The 19,942-nt window shown below is 62.3% G+C and carries 19 protein-coding genes; 11 read left to right on the top strand and 8 right to left on the bottom strand.

Features of this window, described 5'->3' with window-relative positions:
* Window positions 1-17: 17 nt before the first annotated feature.
* Entirely contained in the window at window positions 18-1,286 is a 1,269-nt protein-coding gene (locus DKK66_RS15545; RefSeq protein ID WP_131359542.1) for an MFS transporter, read from the bottom strand.
* Between the two features lie 101 nt (window positions 1,287-1,387).
* On the opposite strand from DKK66_RS15545, the gene DKK66_RS15540 reads away from it, so the two are divergent.
* The 5 genes from DKK66_RS15540 to DKK66_RS15520 all read left to right on the top strand — a co-directional run bounded on the left by DKK66_RS15540 (window position 1,388) and on the right by DKK66_RS15520 (window position 6,954).
* Window positions 1,388-2,284: a LysR family transcriptional regulator gene (locus DKK66_RS15540; protein ID WP_131359540.1), complete on the top strand. Its 897-nt coding sequence runs from the start codon at window positions 1,388-1,390 to the stop codon at window positions 2,282-2,284.
* A gap of 324 nt (window positions 2,285-2,608) precedes the next feature.
* Window positions 2,609-3,586 carry a helix-turn-helix transcriptional regulator gene (locus DKK66_RS15535; protein WP_131359538.1) on the top strand — a complete coding sequence of 326 codons (978 nt, stop codon included), beginning with the start codon at window positions 2,609-2,611 and terminating at the stop codon, window positions 3,584-3,586.
* Between the two features lie 123 nt (window positions 3,587-3,709).
* Window positions 3,710-4,585 carry a transporter gene (locus tag DKK66_RS15530; RefSeq protein ID WP_131359536.1) on the top strand — a complete coding sequence of 292 codons (876 nt, stop codon included), beginning with the start codon at window positions 3,710-3,712 and terminating at the stop codon, window positions 4,583-4,585.
* A 58-nt stretch (window positions 4,586-4,643) separates the two neighbouring features.
* Window positions 4,644-5,825: an MFS transporter gene (locus DKK66_RS15525; RefSeq protein ID WP_131359534.1), complete on the top strand. Its 1,182-nt coding sequence runs from the start codon at window positions 4,644-4,646 to the stop codon at window positions 5,823-5,825.
* A 16-nt stretch (window positions 5,826-5,841) separates the two neighbouring features.
* A complete protein-coding gene (locus tag DKK66_RS15520; protein ID WP_131359532.1) occupies window positions 5,842-6,954 on the top strand; it encodes a class II histone deacetylase in 1,113 nt (370 codons plus the stop codon).
* A 98-nt stretch (window positions 6,955-7,052) separates the two neighbouring features.
* Here the strand turns inward: DKK66_RS15520 and DKK66_RS15515 are convergent, their stop codons facing one another.
* Window positions 7,053-7,253: a hypothetical protein gene (locus tag DKK66_RS15515; RefSeq protein ID WP_045848293.1), complete on the bottom strand. Its 201-nt coding sequence runs from the start codon at window positions 7,251-7,253 to the stop codon at window positions 7,053-7,055.
* Window positions 7,254-7,379: 126 nt separating this feature from the next.
* On the opposite strand from DKK66_RS15515, the gene DKK66_RS20210 reads away from it, so the two are divergent.
* Window positions 7,380-7,541: a hypothetical protein gene (locus DKK66_RS20210; protein WP_165494190.1), complete on the top strand. Its 162-nt coding sequence runs from the start codon at window positions 7,380-7,382 to the stop codon at window positions 7,539-7,541.
* A gap of 23 nt (window positions 7,542-7,564) precedes the next feature.
* Here the strand turns inward: DKK66_RS20210 and DKK66_RS15510 are convergent, their stop codons facing one another.
* Both DKK66_RS15510 and uvrA read right to left on the bottom strand, forming a co-directional pair.
* Window positions 7,565-8,008 carry a VOC family protein gene (locus DKK66_RS15510; RefSeq protein ID WP_131359530.1) on the bottom strand — a complete coding sequence of 148 codons (444 nt, stop codon included), beginning with the start codon at window positions 8,006-8,008 and terminating at the stop codon, window positions 7,565-7,567.
* Window positions 8,009-8,136: 128 nt separating this feature from the next.
* Window positions 8,137-10,965, bottom strand: a complete 2,829-nt coding sequence (uvrA, locus tag DKK66_RS15505; RefSeq protein WP_045848295.1) for an excinuclease ABC subunit UvrA — start codon at window positions 10,963-10,965, stop codon at window positions 8,137-8,139.
* 180 nt (window positions 10,966-11,145) lie between these two features.
* Between uvrA and DKK66_RS15500 the strand changes: the two genes are divergently transcribed.
* Window positions 11,146-12,510 (top strand): MFS transporter, encoded by a 1,365-nt coding sequence (locus DKK66_RS15500; RefSeq protein ID WP_131359528.1) that lies wholly within the window; start codon window positions 11,146-11,148, stop codon window positions 12,508-12,510.
* A 90-nt stretch (window positions 12,511-12,600) separates the two neighbouring features.
* Window positions 12,601-13,056 carry a single-stranded DNA-binding protein gene (locus tag DKK66_RS15495; protein ID WP_045848297.1) on the top strand — a complete coding sequence of 152 codons (456 nt, stop codon included), beginning with the start codon at window positions 12,601-12,603 and terminating at the stop codon, window positions 13,054-13,056.
* A 49-nt stretch (window positions 13,057-13,105) separates the two neighbouring features.
* On the opposite strand, the gene DKK66_RS15490 is transcribed toward DKK66_RS15495, so the two are convergent.
* Window positions 13,106-14,026 (bottom strand): LysR substrate-binding domain-containing protein, encoded by a 921-nt coding sequence (locus tag DKK66_RS15490; protein ID WP_165494189.1) that lies wholly within the window; start codon window positions 14,024-14,026, stop codon window positions 13,106-13,108.
* A gap of 112 nt (window positions 14,027-14,138) precedes the next feature.
* Between DKK66_RS15490 and DKK66_RS15485 the strand changes: the two genes are divergently transcribed.
* The 3 genes from DKK66_RS15485 to DKK66_RS15475 all read left to right on the top strand — a co-directional run bounded on the left by DKK66_RS15485 (window position 14,139) and on the right by DKK66_RS15475 (window position 16,974).
* Entirely contained in the window at window positions 14,139-15,305 is a 1,167-nt protein-coding gene (locus DKK66_RS15485; protein ID WP_131359524.1) for a methionine aminotransferase, read from the top strand.
* Window positions 15,302-16,111 carry a carbon-nitrogen hydrolase family protein gene (locus tag DKK66_RS15480; RefSeq protein WP_131359522.1) on the top strand — a complete coding sequence of 270 codons (810 nt, stop codon included), beginning with the start codon at window positions 15,302-15,304 and terminating at the stop codon, window positions 16,109-16,111. Before DKK66_RS15485 ends, DKK66_RS15480 begins: the two co-directional genes overlap by 4 nt.
* A gap of 80 nt (window positions 16,112-16,191) precedes the next feature.
* Window positions 16,192-16,974, top strand: coding sequence for a transporter substrate-binding domain-containing protein (locus DKK66_RS15475; protein ID WP_062787144.1), 783 nt, complete (start codon window positions 16,192-16,194; stop codon window positions 16,972-16,974).
* A 54-nt stretch (window positions 16,975-17,028) separates the two neighbouring features.
* Here DKK66_RS15475 and DKK66_RS15470 read toward each other — a convergent pair whose 3' ends face one another.
* The 3 genes from DKK66_RS15470 to DKK66_RS15460 form a co-directional block, all read right to left on the bottom strand.
* A complete protein-coding gene (locus DKK66_RS15470; protein WP_131359520.1) occupies window positions 17,029-17,700 on the bottom strand; it encodes a DUF1028 domain-containing protein in 672 nt (223 codons plus the stop codon).
* On the bottom strand, window positions 17,697-18,119 hold the full coding sequence (locus DKK66_RS15465; protein WP_045848302.1) for a RidA family protein: 423 nt from the start codon (window positions 18,117-18,119) through the stop codon (window positions 17,697-17,699). The genes DKK66_RS15470 and DKK66_RS15465 overlap by 4 nt, the downstream gene beginning before the upstream one ends.
* Window positions 18,120-18,323: 204 nt before the next feature.
* On the bottom strand, window positions 18,324-19,619 hold the full coding sequence (locus DKK66_RS15460; protein ID WP_242673506.1) for an NAD(P)/FAD-dependent oxidoreductase: 1,296 nt from the start codon (window positions 19,617-19,619) through the stop codon (window positions 18,324-18,326).
* Window positions 19,620-19,942: the final 323 nt, after the last annotated feature.

The raw sequence follows: 19,942 nt of genomic DNA, 5'->3' as shown, positions 1-19,942 counted from the left end.
TGGCACTGCCTGAAAAACTAAACTGCCAGCGGTTCCAGCTTGCGCAGCCGCAGGGCAATCAGCAGCAGGGCCAGCAAACCCAGCGCAATCATCGCCGCCACACCATTCCATTTGCCCATACCCCACAGCAGGCCGGAGAAGGAACCCACCACACTGGAACCCAGATAATAGGCGGTGAGGTAAAACGCCGAGGCCAGCGCCTTGCCGCGTTGCGCACGACGGCCAATCCAGCTGCTGGCCACCGAATGGCCACCAAAGAAGCCGAAGGTAAACAAGGCAATGCCTGGCACCATCAGCCACAGCGAATCCGCCAGCGTGCACACCAGCCCGGCGGCCATCAGCACCACCATCAGCCACAGCATGTTGCGGCGGCCAAAGCGGTCGGCCATGCGCCCTACCCAGGCCGAGGCCCAGATGCCCACCATGTACAGCGAGAACACGAAGCCCAGCACGCTGTGGCTCAGGTTGAACGGTGCGGCCAGCAAGCGGAAACCCAGATAGTTGTACAGGCTGACAAAGCAGCCCATGAACAGGAAGGCGGACAGGAACAACCAGGGCAGGCCGCCGTCGGCAAAATGGCTGCCCACGTCACGCCGCAGTTCGGCCAGGTTCAACGGCACCGGCTTGAAGTGTCGTGAATCCGGCAGGCTGCGCCAGAATTCGATGGCACCGGCAAGGCCCAGCACGGCCAACGCCAGCACCGCTGCACGCCAGCCAAAGTGGTCAGCAATCACCGCGGCCAGAAAGCGCCCGCTCATGCCGCCCAGTGCATTACCGGCAATATACAGGCCGATGGAATGGCCCAGTGACAAGGGCTCCACTTCTTCGCTCAGATAGGCCATGGCCACGGCAGGCAAACCGGCCAGCACCACGCCGAAAATGGCACGCAGGTAGAGAAACTGCTGAAAGCCGGGCGCAAAAGCCGCCAGCAACATCAGCAGCGCGGCCAGGCTCAGTGCAATATTCATCACCGGCTTGCGCCCCACCTTGTCCGCCAGGAAGCTGGCCGGAATCAGCGCCAGCGCCAGGCCGGTGGTGGGCACCGACAGCACGCTGCTGGCGGCAGCCGGGCTCAGGGCAAAGTCTTGCGCAAACATCGGCATCAGCGGCTGCATGCTGTACAGCATGGAAAAGGTGCAAAAGCCGCCGACAAACATGGCACGTGCAGTGGCACGAAAGGCGGGCGAACCGGCTTGCAGGCGGGCGCTGGGGGAAATGGTGTTCTCCTGTGAGGCAGCAGGGCCTGCATGTAGCGTAGCAGCACAGGAAGCAGAATCGGGAGCCATGATGAAACCGGTAGCAGTGATACAGGATTCGAGCTTAGTCCTTGACAAAACAGCAGTCCAATATATCTTTATTCAATTTTTAATACTTTAAATGTATCAATATGGAACTGCGCCACCTGCGTTACTTCGTCACCGTTGCCGAAGAGCTGCACTTCACCCGCGCTGCCGAGCGCCTGCACATCGCCCAGCCGCCCTTGTCCCAGCAAATCCAGGCACTGGAAGCCGAGCTGGGCGTGGCCTTGTTTCTGCGGGAAAAGCGCAAGGTGGAACTCACCGCCGCCGGTCAGCAATTTCTGCAACGCGCCAGGCGCATTCTGGCCGATACCGAAGAAGCCGCCGAACAGGCCAGACGCGCCGCACGCGGTGAGGTGGGCGAGCTGCGCATCGGCTTTACCTCCTCCCTGCCGCTTACCCCCATCCTGCCCGCCGCGCTGCATGCCTATCGCCAGCACTACCCGGCAGTACGGCTGACCTTGCGCGAAATGTTCACCACCGACCAGTTTTCCGCCTTGCAGCAGCAGGATATCGACGTCGGCTTCGTGCGTTTCAACGGCCTGTCTCCGGCAGACCGGATAGTGGTGCAGGAGCTGCGGCGCGACCCGTTGCTGGTGGTGATCAACAGCAACCACCCGCTGGCAGGTGAGCCCAGCCTGTCACTGGGGCAATTGCGCGATGAGGGCATGATCAGCTATCCGCGCAGTGCCGGTACCGGCCTGCATACGGTCATCCGCCAGCTGTGCGAGGCCAATGGCTTCGAGCCGCGCATCACGCAGGAAGCGGGCGAGGCCACCACCCAGGTGGGGCTGGTGGCGGCCGGCCTTGGCATCGCCATCCTGCCCTCGCCGCTGAACTGCGTGCAGCTGCCGGGCGTGCGCTATATCCCGCTGACCGACGACGGCGCGTATCTGGCCATGGGCATTGCCACCCGCGAGGGCGACAGCTCGCCGCTGGTGGCCGGTTTTATTACCCACTTGTGGGACGAAATCCCGGCCAGCTGATCCCCGGCTGACGATTTGTTGCATTTTGTCTATCCAGAATTGGCAAAAACAGCCGATTTTTCATGGTAACAACCCGGATTTTCCGCCGACGCCAGCCCATCCCTCATTTGCAGGATGGTCAGCACCTGATAGCTGCATGACACTGGCTCCACAATAAGAGCGACTGACAAAAACCCTGCCGCTGCGTTGCGCCGCCTTGCCGTACTGCCTGTACTGCCTGCGTCGGCGCGCCTTGCCACAGGGACGCTTTGCCATTTTGTCAGCCGCCCTGCAGGACAGACGGCAGGCCACGCAGCCACCGCACGCCATACAGAGGAGAACAACATGCAGCAGCCATCAGACCATCAGCCCGATCTGGCCATGTTCAGCGCCATCTTGCTGGAGATTTATCGCCTGGCGCGTGAGGAGTCGCTGGAGCGCTTTCACCACACCGTGCTGGAGTGCCTGCGCCCGCAACTGCACTTCGACAAGGCCTGGTGGGGCCGCGCCGCCCAGGCGGCGGATGGCCCGCACGAGCACAGTTCCTTTCTGTTTGGCCTGCCGGACCACTACATCGACGACTGGAAATCCATCCGCCAGCACGATGTCACCGTGACGCGCGTGCATGCCCGGCCCGGCCTGGCCGTGGTGGTGGACATGCAGGGCGACGATGCACCGCCACAACTGCAATGGCTGGGCCAGCGCCACGACATTGGCGAATTGCTGTGCGTGATCCACATCGACCCGGTCACCCAGCTGAGCGACCATCTGGCGCTGTACCGTCGCCCCGGCGCACCACGCTTTACTGCCGCCGACTGCCTGTTGCTGTCCTGCCTGATGCCGCACCTGGCCTCCAGCGTGGCCGTCAACCAGATCCGCACCCTGCAGGCGCTGCGCGAAACCATGAGTGGGCCGCGGCTGGCCATGGCAGTGTGCGACCAGCACGGCACCCTGCACTGTGCCGAGCCCGGCTTTGTCGACCTGCTGCTGACCGAGTGGCCACAATGGACTGGCCCGGCCTTGCCCGCAGGCCTGTCACCGCAAGGACATGACGGTGACAGGCTCAATATCGAGGCGCGCCGCATCAGCGACCTCTACCTGCTGACCGCGCGCTACCGCTGCGCGATGGAGCAGCTTTCCAGCCGCGAAACCGATGTCGCCCGCCTGTTCGGCGAAGGGCTCACCTACAAGGACATCGCGCGCAGGCTGGGCATGTCGCCGCATACCGTACGCCATCACATTCGCGCCATCTACGCCAAGCTGGGCATCAAGGGCAAGGCAGGCATCGCTCATCTCTTGCACCAGCAAGCGCCATTCGGCTGATCTTTCCAGCCTGCTGATTCCACCCCTACGTCCCTGAAGCTACCGAAGCTGCCATGGTCCGCCATGGCTGGCAGGGACAGTTGCGTCCAGGGTTTTTCGCTCACCCACCCAAAGGAACAAACCATGACCCCGTTTCGCCCTGTTTTGACCGCTCTGGCGGCCAGCCTGCTGCTTGCCAGCCTGCCCGGCCATGCCGCCGATACCAATGCCCGCGACTTTTTCAGCGCGCCGGTCGGCACCTCGCTGGGCGTGCTCTACCTGCCCGTCACCTGGGCCGACAGCTTTCACTCCGCCAGCGGCAAGGACAACCATGCCCGGCTGAATGTGGAAGCCCTGGCCTGGCGCCAGCTGTGGTTTTCCGATATCTGCGGCACCCTGTGCACGCCGCAGTTCATCATCCCGGCCGCTCACATCAAAGCCACCCTGCCCGGCAGCCAGACCAGCCAGCAGGACAGCGGCATCGGCGATCCGCAGGTGGGCGGCACGCTGTTCTTCATCAACCAGCCGGACAAGCGCGAGTACAGCGGCCTGCTGACCCTGATCACCCTGCCGGCAGGCAGCTACGATGCCCGGCACCCGGATGTTTCCGCCGGGGCAAACCGCTGGGCTGCCACCTTTCTCTACAACTACACCCACGGCGTAGGCAAAAGCTGGGTACTGGAAGCCTCACTGGAAGCCCAGTTCTACGGCAACAACGACAACTATCTGGGCAACAGCCTGAAACAGCAGCCCTTGTACCGGCTGCAGGCCTTTGCCTCCTATGACTTCACGCCGGATACCTACGGCGCGCTACGGCTGTACCACACCCGCGGCGGGACCTTGCGCCTGAACGGACAGACGCTGTCCGACACCCGGCAGAACAGCACCCAACTGGGCGTCGAACTGGGCCACTGGCTAAGCAAGCAAGACCAGCTGATGCTGATGCTGGCGCGCAATGTCCACACCACCAACAGCTTTGACAGCAGCCAGGCCATGTTGCGTCTGGTACATGTTTTCTGAGTTGACCAAGCCGACAAGAACATCCGTCCGACGGATCACCCGCTACAGAGGAAAAACCATGAACACGCTATCCAGCGCCAAGCCCGCCGCACCAGCACACCATGCGCGTCCGGCCATGGCCGCCATTGTCGGTTTTGCCGCCATCGTCCCTGCCGTGCTGATGATGGCCCCCGCCGTCGCCAGCCAGTTGGCCAGCCAGCTGCAACTGGGGCCGGTGGATATCGGCAAGCTGTTCTCCGCCGAACTGGGTGCCATGAGCCTGGCCACCCTGCCGGCATTTTTCTGGCTGCCGCGCGTCAACTGGCGCAACGCCGCCTGGCTGGCGGTGGCAGTCTTCATCGCAGCCAACCTGCTGTCGGCCACTACCGTCAGCTATCCGCTGCTGCTGGGCCTGCGTTTTGTCAGTGCGCTGGCCGGAGGCTCGCTGATGATTCTGTGCCTGTCCGCTGCCGCCACCCTGCCCAACCGCGACCGCGTTTATGGCTTGTGGGTGATGGGCCAGCTGGCCTTGGGGGCCGTGGGGCTGGTGGCGATGCCATCCTTGTTTGCCCGCTTCGGCATTGCCGCCTGTTATGTGGGGCTGGCCTTGCTGATGGCACTGTGTGCACCGCTGGCGCGCTGTTTTCCCCAGCGCCTGCAGCAAGTCACGCCAGCGCGCACTGTGTCCACCTCTGGCCCACGCCGGGGGCGTGCTGCACTGGGCATCATCGCCACACTGGCGTTCTACATCAGCCTGAGCGGGGTATGGACCTTTGTCGGCCAGATCGCCGTGCAATCCGGCATCGATCCACAGCAAAGCGGTAATATCTTCGCCATTGCCACCTTGCTGGGCGTGGCCGGTGCTGGCAGCGCCTCGCTGATTGGCCGCCGCCTGCCACGCTCCCGACTGCTGCTGGCCGGCTTTGCCATGATGATGGCAGCCATGCTGCTGTTGCTGCATAGCCCGGCACTGGCGCGCTTTGCCACCGCAGCACTGCTGTTCAAGTTCAGCTGGACCTTCATCCTGCCCTTCATCCTGGCCACGCTGGCCGACATCGACCACAGCGGCAAGCTGATGAATGCCACCAATCTCGTCATCGGTGGCGGCCTGGCCATCGGCCCCGCGCTGGCCGGTCAGCTGATCGCCGCCAATGGCGGCAGCCTGCATGTCTTGCTACTGCTGGCCACCCTGCTAGCGGCCCTGTCGCTGGCCCTGTTGCTGGCACTGCAAGCCCCCCGCTCCATCCCTGCCCACGCCTGAAACCCAAGGAGATGCCATGACATCCGCTACCGCCTTTTATTTTGATGAACTGTGCATGTGGCACAGCGCCGGCCTGCATGCACTGACACTGCCGGTGGGAGGCTGGGTGCAGCCGCCAGCCGCCGCCGGCCATGCCGAATCGCCGGAAACCAAGCGCCGCCTGAAAAACCTGCTGGATGTGGCCGGCATCAGCCGTCAGCTACGCCAATGCACTGCCGAGCCAGCCAGCCGTGAAGACCTGCTGCGGGTACATGGCGCAGCCTATCTGGATGAATTCAAACGCATCAGCGATGCCGGAGGCGGCGAACTCGGCCCACAAGCACCGGTCGGGCCGGGCAGCTACAACATTGCCTGCCTGTCTGCCGGCCTTGCCATCGCCGCGGTGGATGCGGTGTGGCGCGGCGAGTTGGCCAATGCCTATGTGCTGACCCGCCCGCCGGGCCACCACTGCCTGCCGGATGCTGCCATGGGCTTTTGCTTCCTGTCCAATATCGCCGTTGCCATCGAAGCGGCCAAGGCGCGCTACGGCATAGAACGAGTGGCGGTGCTGGACTGGGACGTGCACCACGGCAACGGCACCCAGGCCATCTACTACCAGCGCCCGGACGTCCTCACCATGTCGATTCATCAGGATGGCTGCTTCCCGCCGGGCTACAACGGCAGCGAAGACCGGGGTGAAGGGGCCGGGCTGGGGGCCAATATCAATATCCCGCTGTTACCGGGCAGTGGTCACGATGCCTATCTGTATGCCATGCAGCGTATCGTGCTGCCGGCGCTGGAGCGCTATCAGCCGCAGCTGATCATTGTCGCCTGCGGTTATGACGCCAATGCAGTAGATCCACTGGCGCGCATGCTGGCCCACAGTGACACCTTCCGCCAGATGACCACCCTGCTGCGCAGCTTTGCCGGGCAGCACTGCGCCGGCAAGCTGGTGCTGATGCACGAAGGCGGCTATTCCGAAGCCTATGTGCCATTCTGCGGCCTCGCCACCATCGAAGCCCTGTCGGGCCTTGGCAGCGAAGTAGTCGACCCGCTGCTGGACTTCATCCGCCAGCAACAGCCCTGCGCGGCCATGTTGCAATTGCAGCGCCAGTTGCTGGATGAGATGGCCAGACTGCACGGGCTATAAGCCCTGCCACCGCAGCGTTGATCTGCCTGGCTGAAACGAACAAAGCCCGCCAATGGCGGGCCTTGTCACGTCACCGGTTCAAACCCGGCGTGGCAGCTTTACTGCTGTTGTCCGGCGGGCTGCGGCATGCTGCTGCCCTGCTCCGGTGCTGCATCAGGCAGATTGCCTTGTGGTGCCGAAGCCTCTGGCTGCTCTGTCTGTGTCTGCGGCGCGGGCGTGGCGGCAAACACCAGATTGATCAATCCCAGGCTGGCCGGGGGCAGGGAAAGCATGGCCACAACAAGCAATTTCTTATGCATGAGCTTCTTTCAATGTGGTTGGAAGACAAGCCTGTTACTGCAAACACCATGCCAGCCATGCATTGTCATTTAAAAACAATGACTTGCACCAAATAACACCAAGCCGGACCATGCCGGTTGTCAGCAATGAGCGACAAGCACGGCAAAAAATTACCCAAGTTATTGAAATGGCAGCACTTTTTGGGTCGCCAATTGACGACACTCCGGCATCACCTCACCCAGTTTCCTGATTTGACAGCATTTTTCAGCACAGCAGGCATGAAAAAACCCGCCGTAGCGGGTTGGTGACCAATGCGGCGGCAGACAGCCGGTCAGGCCGGTTTGCTGGCCAGCTTGAGCTTGCCAGCCAGCCAGGTATGGTCGTAGCTGACGATCTCGAACGGGTTGCCGAACGGGTCGACAAAGCTGATGGAGAAGAAAAACTGGTGATCCACCACGGAATCTCGCGCCACGGTCTGGCCAGCGCGGTCGATCACCCGCTCGCCGGCCAGCTGGTCTATCCACTCCAGGAAATCCTGCCCGCTTACCAGAAAGGCCACCGAGCCCGGCTCACAAACCGGCTTGTCTTCCTGGGAAATGGCCAGACGCACCGAACCATTGCTGTTCATCAGCATCACGACGCCGTGCGGCCCGCTCTGCATGTGCTTGTAGCGGGTGTCGGGTGCCAGGTTCAGTACACGCTGGTACCAGCCCTGCGCCTTTGCCAGATCGGTGACACGGATATGGATATGGTCAATCTTGCCAAGCGATAGCATTGCATCCTCATCGGGTGTGGGTGACGCGCCAGCCAGTGGCGCGTGCTCATTCTACGGTGTTTGCCGCAGCCGGCAAAAATGGCATTGGCTGCCCGCCGCGGCTTGGTACTGCGCTGCGCGTGCCGCGCTCAGGTGCGCGGTTGCAGCAGGGGCTTGAGATAACGCCCGGTATGGCTGACCGGATTATCCGCCACCTGTTCCGGCGTGCCGGTGGCAATGATCTGGCCACCACCCGCACCGCCTTCCGGACCGAGGTCGATCAGCCAGTCGGCGGTCTTGATCACGTCCAGATTGTGCTCGATCACCACCACGGTGTTGCCGTTTTCACGCAGGCGATGCAGCACTTGCAGCAACAGGTCGATATCGTGGAAATGCAGGCCGGTGGTGGGTTCATCCAGAATATACAAAGTGCGGCCGGTGTCACGCTTGGACAGTTCCAGCCCCAGCTTCACCCGCTGCGCCTCGCCACCGGACAGCGTGGTGGCACTCTGCCCCAGGCGGATGTAGCCGAGGCCCACGTCCATCAGCGTTTTCAGCTTGCGGGCCACTGCCGGTACCACGCTGAAGAACTCCAGCGCCTGTTCCACCGTCATGTCCAGCACTTCGTAAACATTTTTGCCCTTGTACTGCACCTCCAGCGTTTCGCGGTTGTAGCGCTTGCCGTGGCACACGTCGCACGGCACGTAAATGTCCGGCAGGAAGTGCATTTCCACCTTGATTACCCCGTCGCCCTGGCAGGCTTCGCAGCGGCCGCCCTTGACGTTGAAGCTGAAGCGGCCCGGCCCGTAGCCGCGCTCACGCGACAGCGGCACCCCGGCAAACAGTTCACGGATGGGGGTGAACAGGCCGGTATAGGTGGCCGGGTTGGAACGCGGGGTACGGCCGATCGGGCTCTGGTCGACGTTGATCACCTTGTCCAGCAGCTCCAGCCCTTCAATGCTGTCGTACGGTGCCGGTTCTTCGCTGGCGCCGTTCAGATCGCGCGCGGCAATCTTGTACAGGGTGTCGTTGATCAGGGTGGACTTGCCGGAACCGGACACGCCGGTAATGCAGGCCAGCATGCCCAGCGGCAGTTCCAGCGACACATTCTTCAGGTTATTGCCGGTGGCTCCATGCAGCTTCAGCACCCGTTCCGGGTTGACTGCGCGGCGCTCGCCCGGCCAGTTGATGCGGCGGCGGCCGGACAGGAAGGCACCGGTCACCGAATTTTCATTGGCTGCCACATCAGCCGGCGTACCGGCCACCAGCACTTCGCCACCGTGTTCGCCGGCACCGGGGCCCATATCCACCAGGTAATCGGCGGCGCGGATGGCGTCTTCGTCGTGCTCCACCACAATCACGCTGTTGCCGATGTCGCGCAGGCGCATCAGCGTGGCCAGCAGCCGGTCGTTATCGCGCTGGTGCAGGCCGATGGACGGCTCGTCCAGCACATACATCACCCCGGTCAGGCCGGAACCGATCTGGCTGGCCAGGCGGATACGCTGCGCCTCGCCACCAGACAGGGTATCGGCCGAACGTGACAGGTTGAGGTAATCCAGCCCCACATTATTGAGGAAGGACACCCGCTCGCTGATTTCCTTGACGATTTTCTCCGCCACTGCCTGCTTCTGGCCGCTGAATTCCAGCTGGGCAAAGAAGGCTGCGGTTTCTTTCAGCGGCAGCTGGTTAAGCTGATGCAGCGTCTGGCCGCCAATGAACACGTGGCGTGCCTCCAGCCGCAGACGCGAGCCCTGGCAGTGCGGGCAGGGCTGGTTGTTCTGGTACTTGGCCAGTTCCTCGCGCACGGCACTTGAGTCGGTTTCGCGGTAGCGACGTTCCAGATTGGGGATGATGCCCTCAAACGGATGGGCGCGGGTAAAGCGGGTGCCCTTCTCCGACATGTAGACAAATTCGATGCTGTCGCGCCCGGAACCGTGCAGCACCACATGGCGCACTTTTTCCGGCAGGTCTTCAAACGCCAGCTCGGTGGGCGAAAAGCCGTAATGCTCGCCCAGCGCCAGCAGCATCTGGAAGTAAAACTGGTTGCGCTTGTCCCAGCCCTTGATGGCACCGGCGGCCAGGGTCAGCTCCGGGTGGGCCACCACGCGCTTGGGATCGAAGAAGGTGATTTCGCCCAGGCCATCACACTTGGGGCAGGCGCCCATGGGGTTGTTGAAGGAGAACAGGCGCGGCTCCAGTTCCGGCAGGCTGTAGCTGCACACCGGGCAGGCAAACTTGGCCGAGAACCAGTGTTCCTGGCCGCTATCCATCTCCACCGCAATGGCGCGGCCTTCGGCATGGCGCAAGGCGGTTTCAAAGCTTTCCGCCAGGCGCTGCTTCATGTCCTCGCGCACTTTCAGGCGGTCGATCACCACCTCGATGGTGTGCTTCTTGTTCTTGTCCAGCTTGGGCAGGCTATCGATTTCGTACACTTCGCCATCCACCCGCACACGGATGAAGCCCTGGGCGCGCAGGTCGTCGAACAGGTCGAGGTTTTCACCCTTGCGACCGACAATCACCGGGGCCAGGATCATCACCCGGGTTTCTTCCGGCAGCGCCAGTACATGGTCCACCATCTGGCTGACCGTTTGCGATGCCAGCGGCACACCGTGTTCCGGGCAGTGCGGTTCACCCACGCGGGCAAACAAGAGGCGCAGGTAGTCGTGGATTTCCGTGACAGTACCCACGGTGGAGCGCGGGTTGTGGCTGGTGGCTTTTTGTTCGATGGAAATGGCTGGTGACAGGCCTTCGATCAGGTCGACATCCGGCTTTTCCATCAATTGCAGGAACTGCCGCGCATAGGCCGACAGACTCTCTACATAGCGGCGCTGGCCCTCGGCATACAGGGTGTCAAAAGCCAGAGAGGACTTGCCGGAACCGGACAGGCCGGTGATGACGATCAACTGGTTGCGCGGCAAATCCAGATTGACGTTTTTCAGATTGTGCGTCCGAGCGCCACGAATGCGGATGGTGTCCATGTGTGAGAGCGTTACTCAGTCGGTCGGGGAACCTGATAATATACCCGACTTGGCGACCGCCGCTCCACCAAAGTATGCGCTGCAGCAAAAAAGGCAGCGCAGGACAATGGCCCGCAAGGTAAACCGCTGGCCGTTGGCGGCGTTGATAGCCTGACTCCTGAATCGATAACGACAACACACATGAATTCGCTTGAACTGCGCGCCAGCCTAGGGCTGGCTGGTATTTACGCCCTGCGCATGCTGGGCATGTTCCTGATCCTGCCGGTGTTTGCCATTTACGCGCAAACCCTGCGCGGGGCCGACAACCACACCCTGATTGGCCTGGCACTGGGCAGCTACGGCCTCACCCAGGCGCTGCTGCAACTGCCGCTGGGCATGCTGTCCGACCGCATCGGCCGCAAGAAGGTGATCTACGGCGGGCTGCTGCTGTTTGCCATCGGCAGCTTCGTGGCCGCCGGCGCGCACGATATCGTCACCCTCACCATCGGCCGCGTGATCCAGGGCTCCGGTGCCATCTCCGCCGCCATCACCGCCCTCTTGGCCGACCTCACCCGCGAAGAGAACCGCACCCGCGCCATGGCCATGATAGGCATGAGCATCGGTACCACCTTTGCCGTCAGCCTGGTGCTGGGGCCGGTGCTGGCGCAGTACATCGGCGTCAACGGCATTTTCGCGCTCACCGGCGCGCTGTCGCTGGCCGCGCTGGTGGGCGTGTGGCTGATCATCCCCGACCCGGCCATCTCGCGTTTTCACTCGGATACCGAAGCCAATACCAAACGCCTGCCGGCGGTACTGAAAAACCCGCAACTGCTGCGCCTGAACTACGGTATTTTCGCGCTGCATGCCGCGCAAATGGCCATGTTCGTCACCATTCCGTTTGCCCTGATCAAGACCGCAGGCCTGGACAAGGCCCACCACTGGGAGGTGTACCTGCCGGTTACCGTCATCGGCTTCATCCTGATGGTGCCCGCCATCATCTATGGCGAGAAAAAAGCCCGGCTCAAGCAGGTATTCATCGGTGCCATCGCCATCATGACTGCCGCCCAGCTGGGCATGGCACTGGCGCTGGACAGCTTCTGGCAGATCGTGATGTGGCTGGGCCTGTATTTCATCGCCTTCAACATTCTGGAAGCCACCCTGCCCTCGCTGATTTCAAAAATTGCCCCGGCCGATGCCAAAGGGACGGCCATCGGTGTGTATAATACGGCCCAGTCTTTTGGCTTGTTCATGGGTGCTGCCGCCGGCGGCTGGCTGTACACCCATTACGGCCCGGCCGGTGTGTTCGGCTTTACCAGCGTGCTGATGGCCAGCTGGCTGCTGGCATCCTTCAGCATGCAGGCACCACAGGCAGTGCGCTCGGTGATGTTTCACATTGGCGAGGACTGGCAAGGCAACCCGCAACAGCTATCACAGCAGCTATCAGCCCTCGCCGGCGTCAGCGAAGCGGTGGTGGTGATGGAAGACCGGGTGGCCTACCTCAAAGTCTCCCAGCAAGGCTGGGACGAAAACACCGTGAAACAGCTGGTTGAAGCCACTTATTCCTGACGGTGCGGCCATTGCCAGGACGCACCTCACCCTGCAATCATGCGTCGGCCAAGACCGGCGCAGCATTATCGAATCGAATCGGAGATCCACATGAACAGCATCACTTTTGACGGACGCCTGGCGGCAGACGCCGAACTGCGCTACACCCCGAGCGGCGAACCGGTGCTGAGCTTCCGCGTGGCCAGCGACATCGGCTTTGGCGAGCGCAAGACCACCAACTGGTTTAGCTGCCAGGTATGGGGCAAGCGCGGCGAATCGCTGAAAAACTTCCTGAGTAAGGGCCAGCAAGTCACCGTATACGGCCAGCTCACCCTGCGCGAATGGCAGAACAAGGAAGGCCAGAAACAACTGTCGCCGGATGTGCGCGTGAACGAACTGAGCCTGCAAGGCGGCAAGCGCGAAGGCGGCTCGTCCATGGACGACAACTACGCCTACGGCGAACCGGCAGCCCAGTCCCGCCCGGCAGCCGCACCCGCCGCCCCGCGCCGCATGGAAGCCAAACCGGCACCGAAGCTGGATGACATGGACGACGACATTCCGTTCTGAGGCGAGATAAAGTGCCAAAGCAAAAGCCAGATCAGCAGATCTGGCTTTTTTACTGCCCGCGTTCGTCGGCCATGCTGTCCGGCATGGGTACTGCCCTCATCTGATCCAGCAGGAAAGCGTGCAGCGCCAGCACACCGGGGCGTTTTTCATCAGGCCGCAGCGCCAGTGCATAGGCGTAGCCACTGCTCCACGGCGGGCCATATGGTGCCAGCAGCAGCCCCTCTGCCAGTTCCTGCCGCAACAGGCTCACATCACCCAGCGTCACGCCATAGCCTTGCAAGGCAGCATTCATCGCCTGATCCAGCGTGTCGAACACGGTGCCGCCACGATATTCCAGCGTCGCTGCGCCGCGGCTGGCCAGCCATTGCCGCCAGTCGCGCCGGTCATGCGAGGGGTGGAGCAGAGGGTAGTGCTGCAAGTCCGCCACCTGCTGCAGTGGCTGGCCGGTTTTGGCCAGCAATTGCGGGGCAATCACCGGGGTAAGCTGCTCGACCAGCAGCAGTGTCTCATTCCCCGCAATGGCTTTTTGTGGCTTGTAGACAATGGCCAGATCAACATCCTCGCGGGCAAAGCTGACTGCATGCTCATGTACGCCAGCCAGTTGCACCGGCCATTCCGGTGCCTCACGCGAAAACTGCTGCAGCACCGGCAGCAACCAGCGCACCACACAGCTGGGAGCCTTGATGCACAAGGGTGCGGCAAGGCTGGCGGCTGCATCCACCCCCTGGGAAATCACCTTGAAACCACGCTGCACATAGCCCAGCAGCAAACTGCCCTGCGCCGTCAGGCGCAAGCTGCGCGCATAGCGGTGAAACAGCGGATAACCCAGGCTGTCTTCCAGTTGCGCAATCTGCTTGCTGACCGCGCCCTGGGTGATGAACAACTCATTGGCCGCATGGGTGAAGCTTTGGTGGCGCGCAGCCACCTCGAATACCGACAAGGCATACAAGGGCAAGGTTTTTCTGGGCATGTCCGGTATCCATGACTGAGTTTTTCTCATTTATAACATGCCGATTAATCGTTTGTGTCATGGCTGACAAAGCCGTTGAATAGCGTCACCCCACCATCACCGGTCCAACACCATGCTGCATTCACCCGTCACAGCCCGCTCGCGCCTGCCGCATGTCGGCACCACCATTTTCAGCGTGATCGGCCAGCTTGCCGCACAGCACCAGGCCATCAACCTGTCACAGGGCGCTCCCAATTTCCCCTGTAGTGAAGCATTGCTGCGCTACGCCAGCGAAGCCATGCAGGCCGGGCACAACCAGTACGCGCCGATGACCGGCCTGCCCGCCTTGCGCGAGGCCATCAGCGCCAAGACCGAAGCCCTGTATGGCTGTCGTTATGACAGCGAGCACGAAGTCACCATCATGGCCAGCGCCAGCGAAGCCTTGTTCTGCGCAGTCAATGCGCTGGTACATGCCGGGGACGAGGTCATCGTGTTCGAACCGGCCTTTGACAGCTATATCCCGATGATTGAACTGCAAGGCGCCACACCGGTGGTGATCAAACTGGCCGCGCCCAACTTTTCCATTCCCTGGGACGAAGTTGCCGCACGCATCAGCCCGCGCACCCGCATGCTGATCCTGAACACCCCGCACAACCCCACCGGCACCACGCTGTCAGCCGCTGATGCTACACGGCTGCAAGCGCTGACCGAAGGCAGCGATATCGTGATCCTGTCGGACGAGGTGTACGAGCACGTGGTGTTTGACGGCGCATTGCATCACAGCATGAGCCGTTACCCGGCACTGGCGGCCCGCTCGGTGGTGGTGACTTCCTTTGGCAAGACTTACCACGTCACCGGCTGGCGGGTGGGCTGCTGCCTGGCACCACAGGCCCTGATGGAGGAAATCCGCAAGGTGCACCAGTTCGCCATGTTTGCCGCCGACACCCCGATGCAATACGCGCTGGCCCGCATCCTGGCCGAGCCGGAACACTATCTGGGCTTTTCCGCCTTTTACCAGCGCAAGCGTGATCTGCTGTGCGCTGCGCTGGCCGACAGCCCCTTGCAACTGCTCCCCAGCCAGGGCAGCTTTTTCATGCTGGCCAGTTTTGCTCATCTGTCGGATGAGCGCGACAGCGAATTCGTCCAACGGCTGATCACCCGCCACGGCGTAGCCACCATTCCGGTATCGGCCTTCTACCGCGACGGCACCGACCAGCGCGTGATCCGCCTGTCCTTTGCCAAGGATGATGCCACCTTGCTGGCCGGTGCCGCCCGGCTGTGCGAAATCGGAGCAGCATGATGGCAGACACACTACTGGCCGCTGCCATCCAGATGTGCTCGGGTGACGATTTGCAACACAATCTGGCCCGGGCGGCACAATTGGTTGGAGAGGCGGCACAGGCTGCTGCCCGTTTCGTGGCGCTGCCCGAATATTTCTACCTGATGCCGGCCGACGAGCGGGCACGACTGCCGCTGGCCGAGGCGTTTGGCAATGGCCCGCTGCAAGCGCAGATGGCCAGCCTGGCCCGCCAACATGGCATCTGGCTGCTGGCCGGCACCCTGCCACTGCAAAGTGGCGATGCCGCACATTTTCACAACAGCAGCCTGCTGTTCTCCCCCGACGGCCAATGCACGGCGCGCTATGACAAGATGCATCTGTTCGGTTTCCGGCATGGCGACGAATACTATGCCGAGGCAGACACCATGCAGGCCGGGGACCAGCCCATCAGCGCCGACACGCCATGGGGCAGCCTGCGCCTGTCAGTGTGCTACGACCTGCGCTTTCCCGAACTGTATCGCCAGCCACCGGCACCGGGCCTGATCAGCGCCCCCGCCGCCTTCACCCGGACCACCGGCCAGGCGCACTGGGACTTGCTGCTGCGCACACGGGCGGTAGAAAACCTGGCCTTCGTCATTGCCCCGGCCCAGTGCGGCCGCCACCCCGGCGGCAAGGAAACCTATGGCCACAGCATGATTGTCGACCCATGGGGACAGGTGCTGGCCTGCCATGAAGAAGGCGAAGGCATGGCGCTGGCCCGGCTTGACCTGTCTGGACAAACCGCGTGGCGAGCACGCCTGCCCGCCCTGCAACACCGCCGTTTGTGAACATATCAACCAGCAATACCAACAGCCCGGTACAGGGCTGAGTGACAGACTGCATGCCACCAACAATCAAAGGAAAACAGATGAAACAGCACACCCTGATGATGACGGCCATCCTGGCAGCCGGCAGCTTTGCCCTGCCGGCCATGGCGGAATCCACCCTGCGTTACGGTATCGAGGCGCAATACCCGCCGTTTGAATACAAATCCGCCAGCGGCGAGTTGCAAGGGCTGGATGTGGAACTGGGCAAGGCTGTCTGTGCCGAAGCCCATCTCAAATGCAGCTGGGTGGAAAATGCCTTTGACGGGCTGATTCCGGCACTGCAAGGCAAGAAATTCGACGCCATCAACTCCGCCATGAATGCCACCGAGCAGCGTCGCAAGAGCATTGCCTTCACCAGCATCATCTACCGGGTGCCCAGCATGGTGATCGCCCGCAAAGGCAGTGGCATCACCACCGCAGCCGACAAGCTTCAAGGCAAGAGCATGGGCGTGTTGCAAGGGTCGATCCAGGAAACCTATGCCCGCAGCCACTGGGAATCTGCCGGGGTGCGCGTGGTGTCCTATCAGGACCAGAACCAGGTTTACGCCGATATGGCAACCGGCCGGCTGGATGCCACGCTGGTGATGGCCCCGGCGGGACAGAAAGGCTTCCTCACCCGCCCGGATGGCAAGGACTTCCAGTTTGTCGGCGCCGTGCATGACGACAAGATTCTGGGCAGCGGCATTGCCTTTGGCCTGCGCAAGGACGATGTGGAACTGCGCAAGAAACTGGACGCCGCCATTGCCCGCCTGCAAGCCAGCGGCAAGGTGAAGGCGCTGGCCGCCAGATACCTGGGTGAAGGCATTGATGTATCAGTGAAATAAGACCACATGCCGCCTCTGCTGCAAGCAGGGCGGCACTGTCTTCTGCAACTTGCGCTACACCCCCGGCACGCCGTAGCCGGGAGCCTGATCCGGCGCTTCGGCGCGGGTGATGTAGTCCTGCATTTGCGGCTGATAACGCTGCCACAGCTGCTGCAGCTCCGCTACCGGCTCACCATCGCTCCAGTCCACCCGCAGGTCCACCACCGGCCAGCTTTGCGTCCACACCAGCTTGAGTCCGGCCGCATGGATGGGGCCAACTTCCCCCCCGGCATCCACGGCTGCCTGCATGGCAGCCAGCAGGCGGTCGGCCAGATGGCCGCAACTTTGCTCGAAAGCCTCCACCATGCGCGCGGGCAAGCTGGCATCGGCCAGGATATTGCCACCGGCAGCGCAGTGTTCCCCCTGCGCCGTGGCAAACACACCCAGCGCATGCTGACCGCTGAAGGTGGCAATTTCCCCCTGTGCCGGCACCAGCAGCAGTTGACGCCAGGCCAGATTGCCATCCGCCAGTGCCAGCGCCTGGCACAGGCTGCGGCCACGCTCCCCAGTTGCCATCAAGGCCAGCGCCTTGGGCCCCAGGGCCGGGTTGGTGACATTCTGGCTCATCACCGCGCCCACCCCGGCTGCCACATGACAGCAGCGGCTGGCCACGGCGATGCTGGATGAAGCCGCCGCCACCCCCAGCATGCCGGTTTGCGGACAACGTGCGGCGATGGAAAAAGTCATGGCTGATAGCCTTCCGGAATCACCGCGGTGATGTCGATTTCCACCAGCCATTCAGGCCGTGCCAGGGCGGAAATCACCAGCCCGGTGGATACCGGATACACCCCCTTGAGCCAGCGCCCCACCACCTGGTACACCGCCTCGCGATAGCGGGTATCCACCAGGTAGATGACGATCTTGCATACGTGGTCCAGATGGCTGCCGGATTCCTCCAGCAGCATCTTCACATTGGCCATGGCCTTTTCCGCCTGGGCGGTGACATCGCCGATGCCGACCGACTCGCGGGTATCCAGGTCCTGACCGATCTGGCCGCGCAGGAACACCATATTGCCCGCCACCACGGCCTGGCACAGGTCGTTGTCCAGCTTTTGTTCCGGGTAGGTATCGCGGGTATTGAACGGACGAATGCGTTTGTGAACCATGTTTCACCTCATTGCTGTGTGTGGGGTGGCGGTCATGCCGCCGCCACAGGTTATTGACAATCCCTTCTCGCTTTCTGGAGAGAAAGCGAGGCTCCCTTGCAGGGCAAGGGCGGGGGGATTGGGAACAGATGGCAAGGCTGCGGAATCAATCAGTTAGTCGGAAGGCCCGGCTTCGCCGGGTCCTTTCAAATCGAATCAAATCACTTAGTCAGCAGCCCGACAAACCGTTTCACGCACCGGCGCTGCGGTGGCGGGAGTACTGGCGTGATAGGCCTGGTATTTGCGCTGGGTGGCAATGTGGTCGGCAATGAACTTGGCGTCATGCCATACCCCCCAGATAAAGCTGGAGCCACGCCGCGACAGCCAGGGCAGGCCCAGGAAATACACGCCCGGCTCGCTGGAAATGCCACGCTGATGGCTGGGCTTGCCCTTTTCGTCAAAGGCATTCACTTGCAGCCAGCGGTAATCCACGGCAAAACCGGTAGCCCAGATCACGGTGCCAACTCCGCTGGCAGCCAGGTCCAGCGACAGGATGGGTTCCCGCACGCAGGCCGGGTCCGGCGGCAGTTGTCGCGCTTGCGGCTCTGGCGGCAGGTCCAGCCCGTTCTGCGCAATATAGGCATCGGCAGCGTCCAGCAGCCCCAGGTAGTTTTCATCGCCACGGGCAATGTTTTCCGCCAGGTCCGGCTGAAACTGCATTACGCCGTTTTCGCAAGAGCGGGTCATGCCCAGCAAGGTGATGCCCTGCTCGGCCAGCCGGCGAAAATCCACGGTATGTCCGCCACGTGCGCCGCTCACCGCAATGGTGACGTGCTCACGCCCCGGCTTCACTTTCTGGGCGTCCCACTCCCCCAGCACCCCCAGCCACCAGCAGAAGTCCCGTTCACGGTAACGGCGCGGCGGTCTGTCGTGCGGGCCGACCGACAAATACACCTGGCGGCCTGCGCGCTGCAGCTCGTCGGCAATCTGCACACCGGACGAGCCCGAACCCACCACCAGTACCGCGCCGGGCGGCAATTGCTGCGGGTTGCGGTATGCGGCGGAATGCATTTGTTTCACCGGGTTGTCAGCCGGGATAAGTTGCGGAATCAGCGGCTGCTGGAAGGGGCCGGTGGCAGCCACCACCCGATTGGCTTCTATCACCCCGTCCGAGGTTTCCACGGTAAAGCCCGGGCGTCCGTCATTGCGCACCACCTTGAGCACTTCCACGCCGGTGCGGATGGGGGCGTGGAATTTGCGGGCGTAGGCTTCCAGATAGTCCGCCACCCGCTCCTTGCCGGCAAAGGCATCCGGCGCGACATCATCAAAATCCAGGCCGGGAAAGCGGTCGTGCCAGGCCGGGCCGTTGCACACCAGCGAATCCCAGCGCTCCGAGCGCCAGCGCTCGGCAATGCGTTGGCGCTCCAGCACCAGATGCGGCACATCCAGCTTGCTCAGGTGTTCACTCAGGGCGATGCCGGCCTGGCCTGCGCCAATCACCAGCGTATCGGTTTTTTCCATCACCATCGTCACTTCCCTTCCCTGTGAAATGCCCCCGAACACCGCAAACGAGGGTGGCTTGGGGGCCTGCCTGTTCAGGCAGTGCCGCAGCGGCGCTGTACATGGCCACGTGTTGCGGCAGATCAGGCAGCCTGTGGCACCACGCGGCTGCACTGGCTGACCACTGCAGTCTAGGGAAGGCCGGTAAATACCGAAAATATGTTTATTTTTTAATCTGAATTGTTTTTTCTTATGCAAAATCCTGTCCGACACCCTGACGCAAGAAAGGCCGCAGCAAACCAGGCCTGCGCTAAGCAATTGAAGGAAAAGGTGCTTTGCCGGGC

The organism is Aquitalea sp. USM4 (assembly GCF_004328945.1).
In the GTDB taxonomy this organism is placed as follows: Bacteria; Pseudomonadota; Gammaproteobacteria; order Burkholderiales; family Chromobacteriaceae; genus Aquitalea; species Aquitalea pelogenes.
The sequence above is the reverse complement of the archived record's forward strand: the minus strand, read 5'-3'. Positions and strand labels throughout refer to the sequence as shown.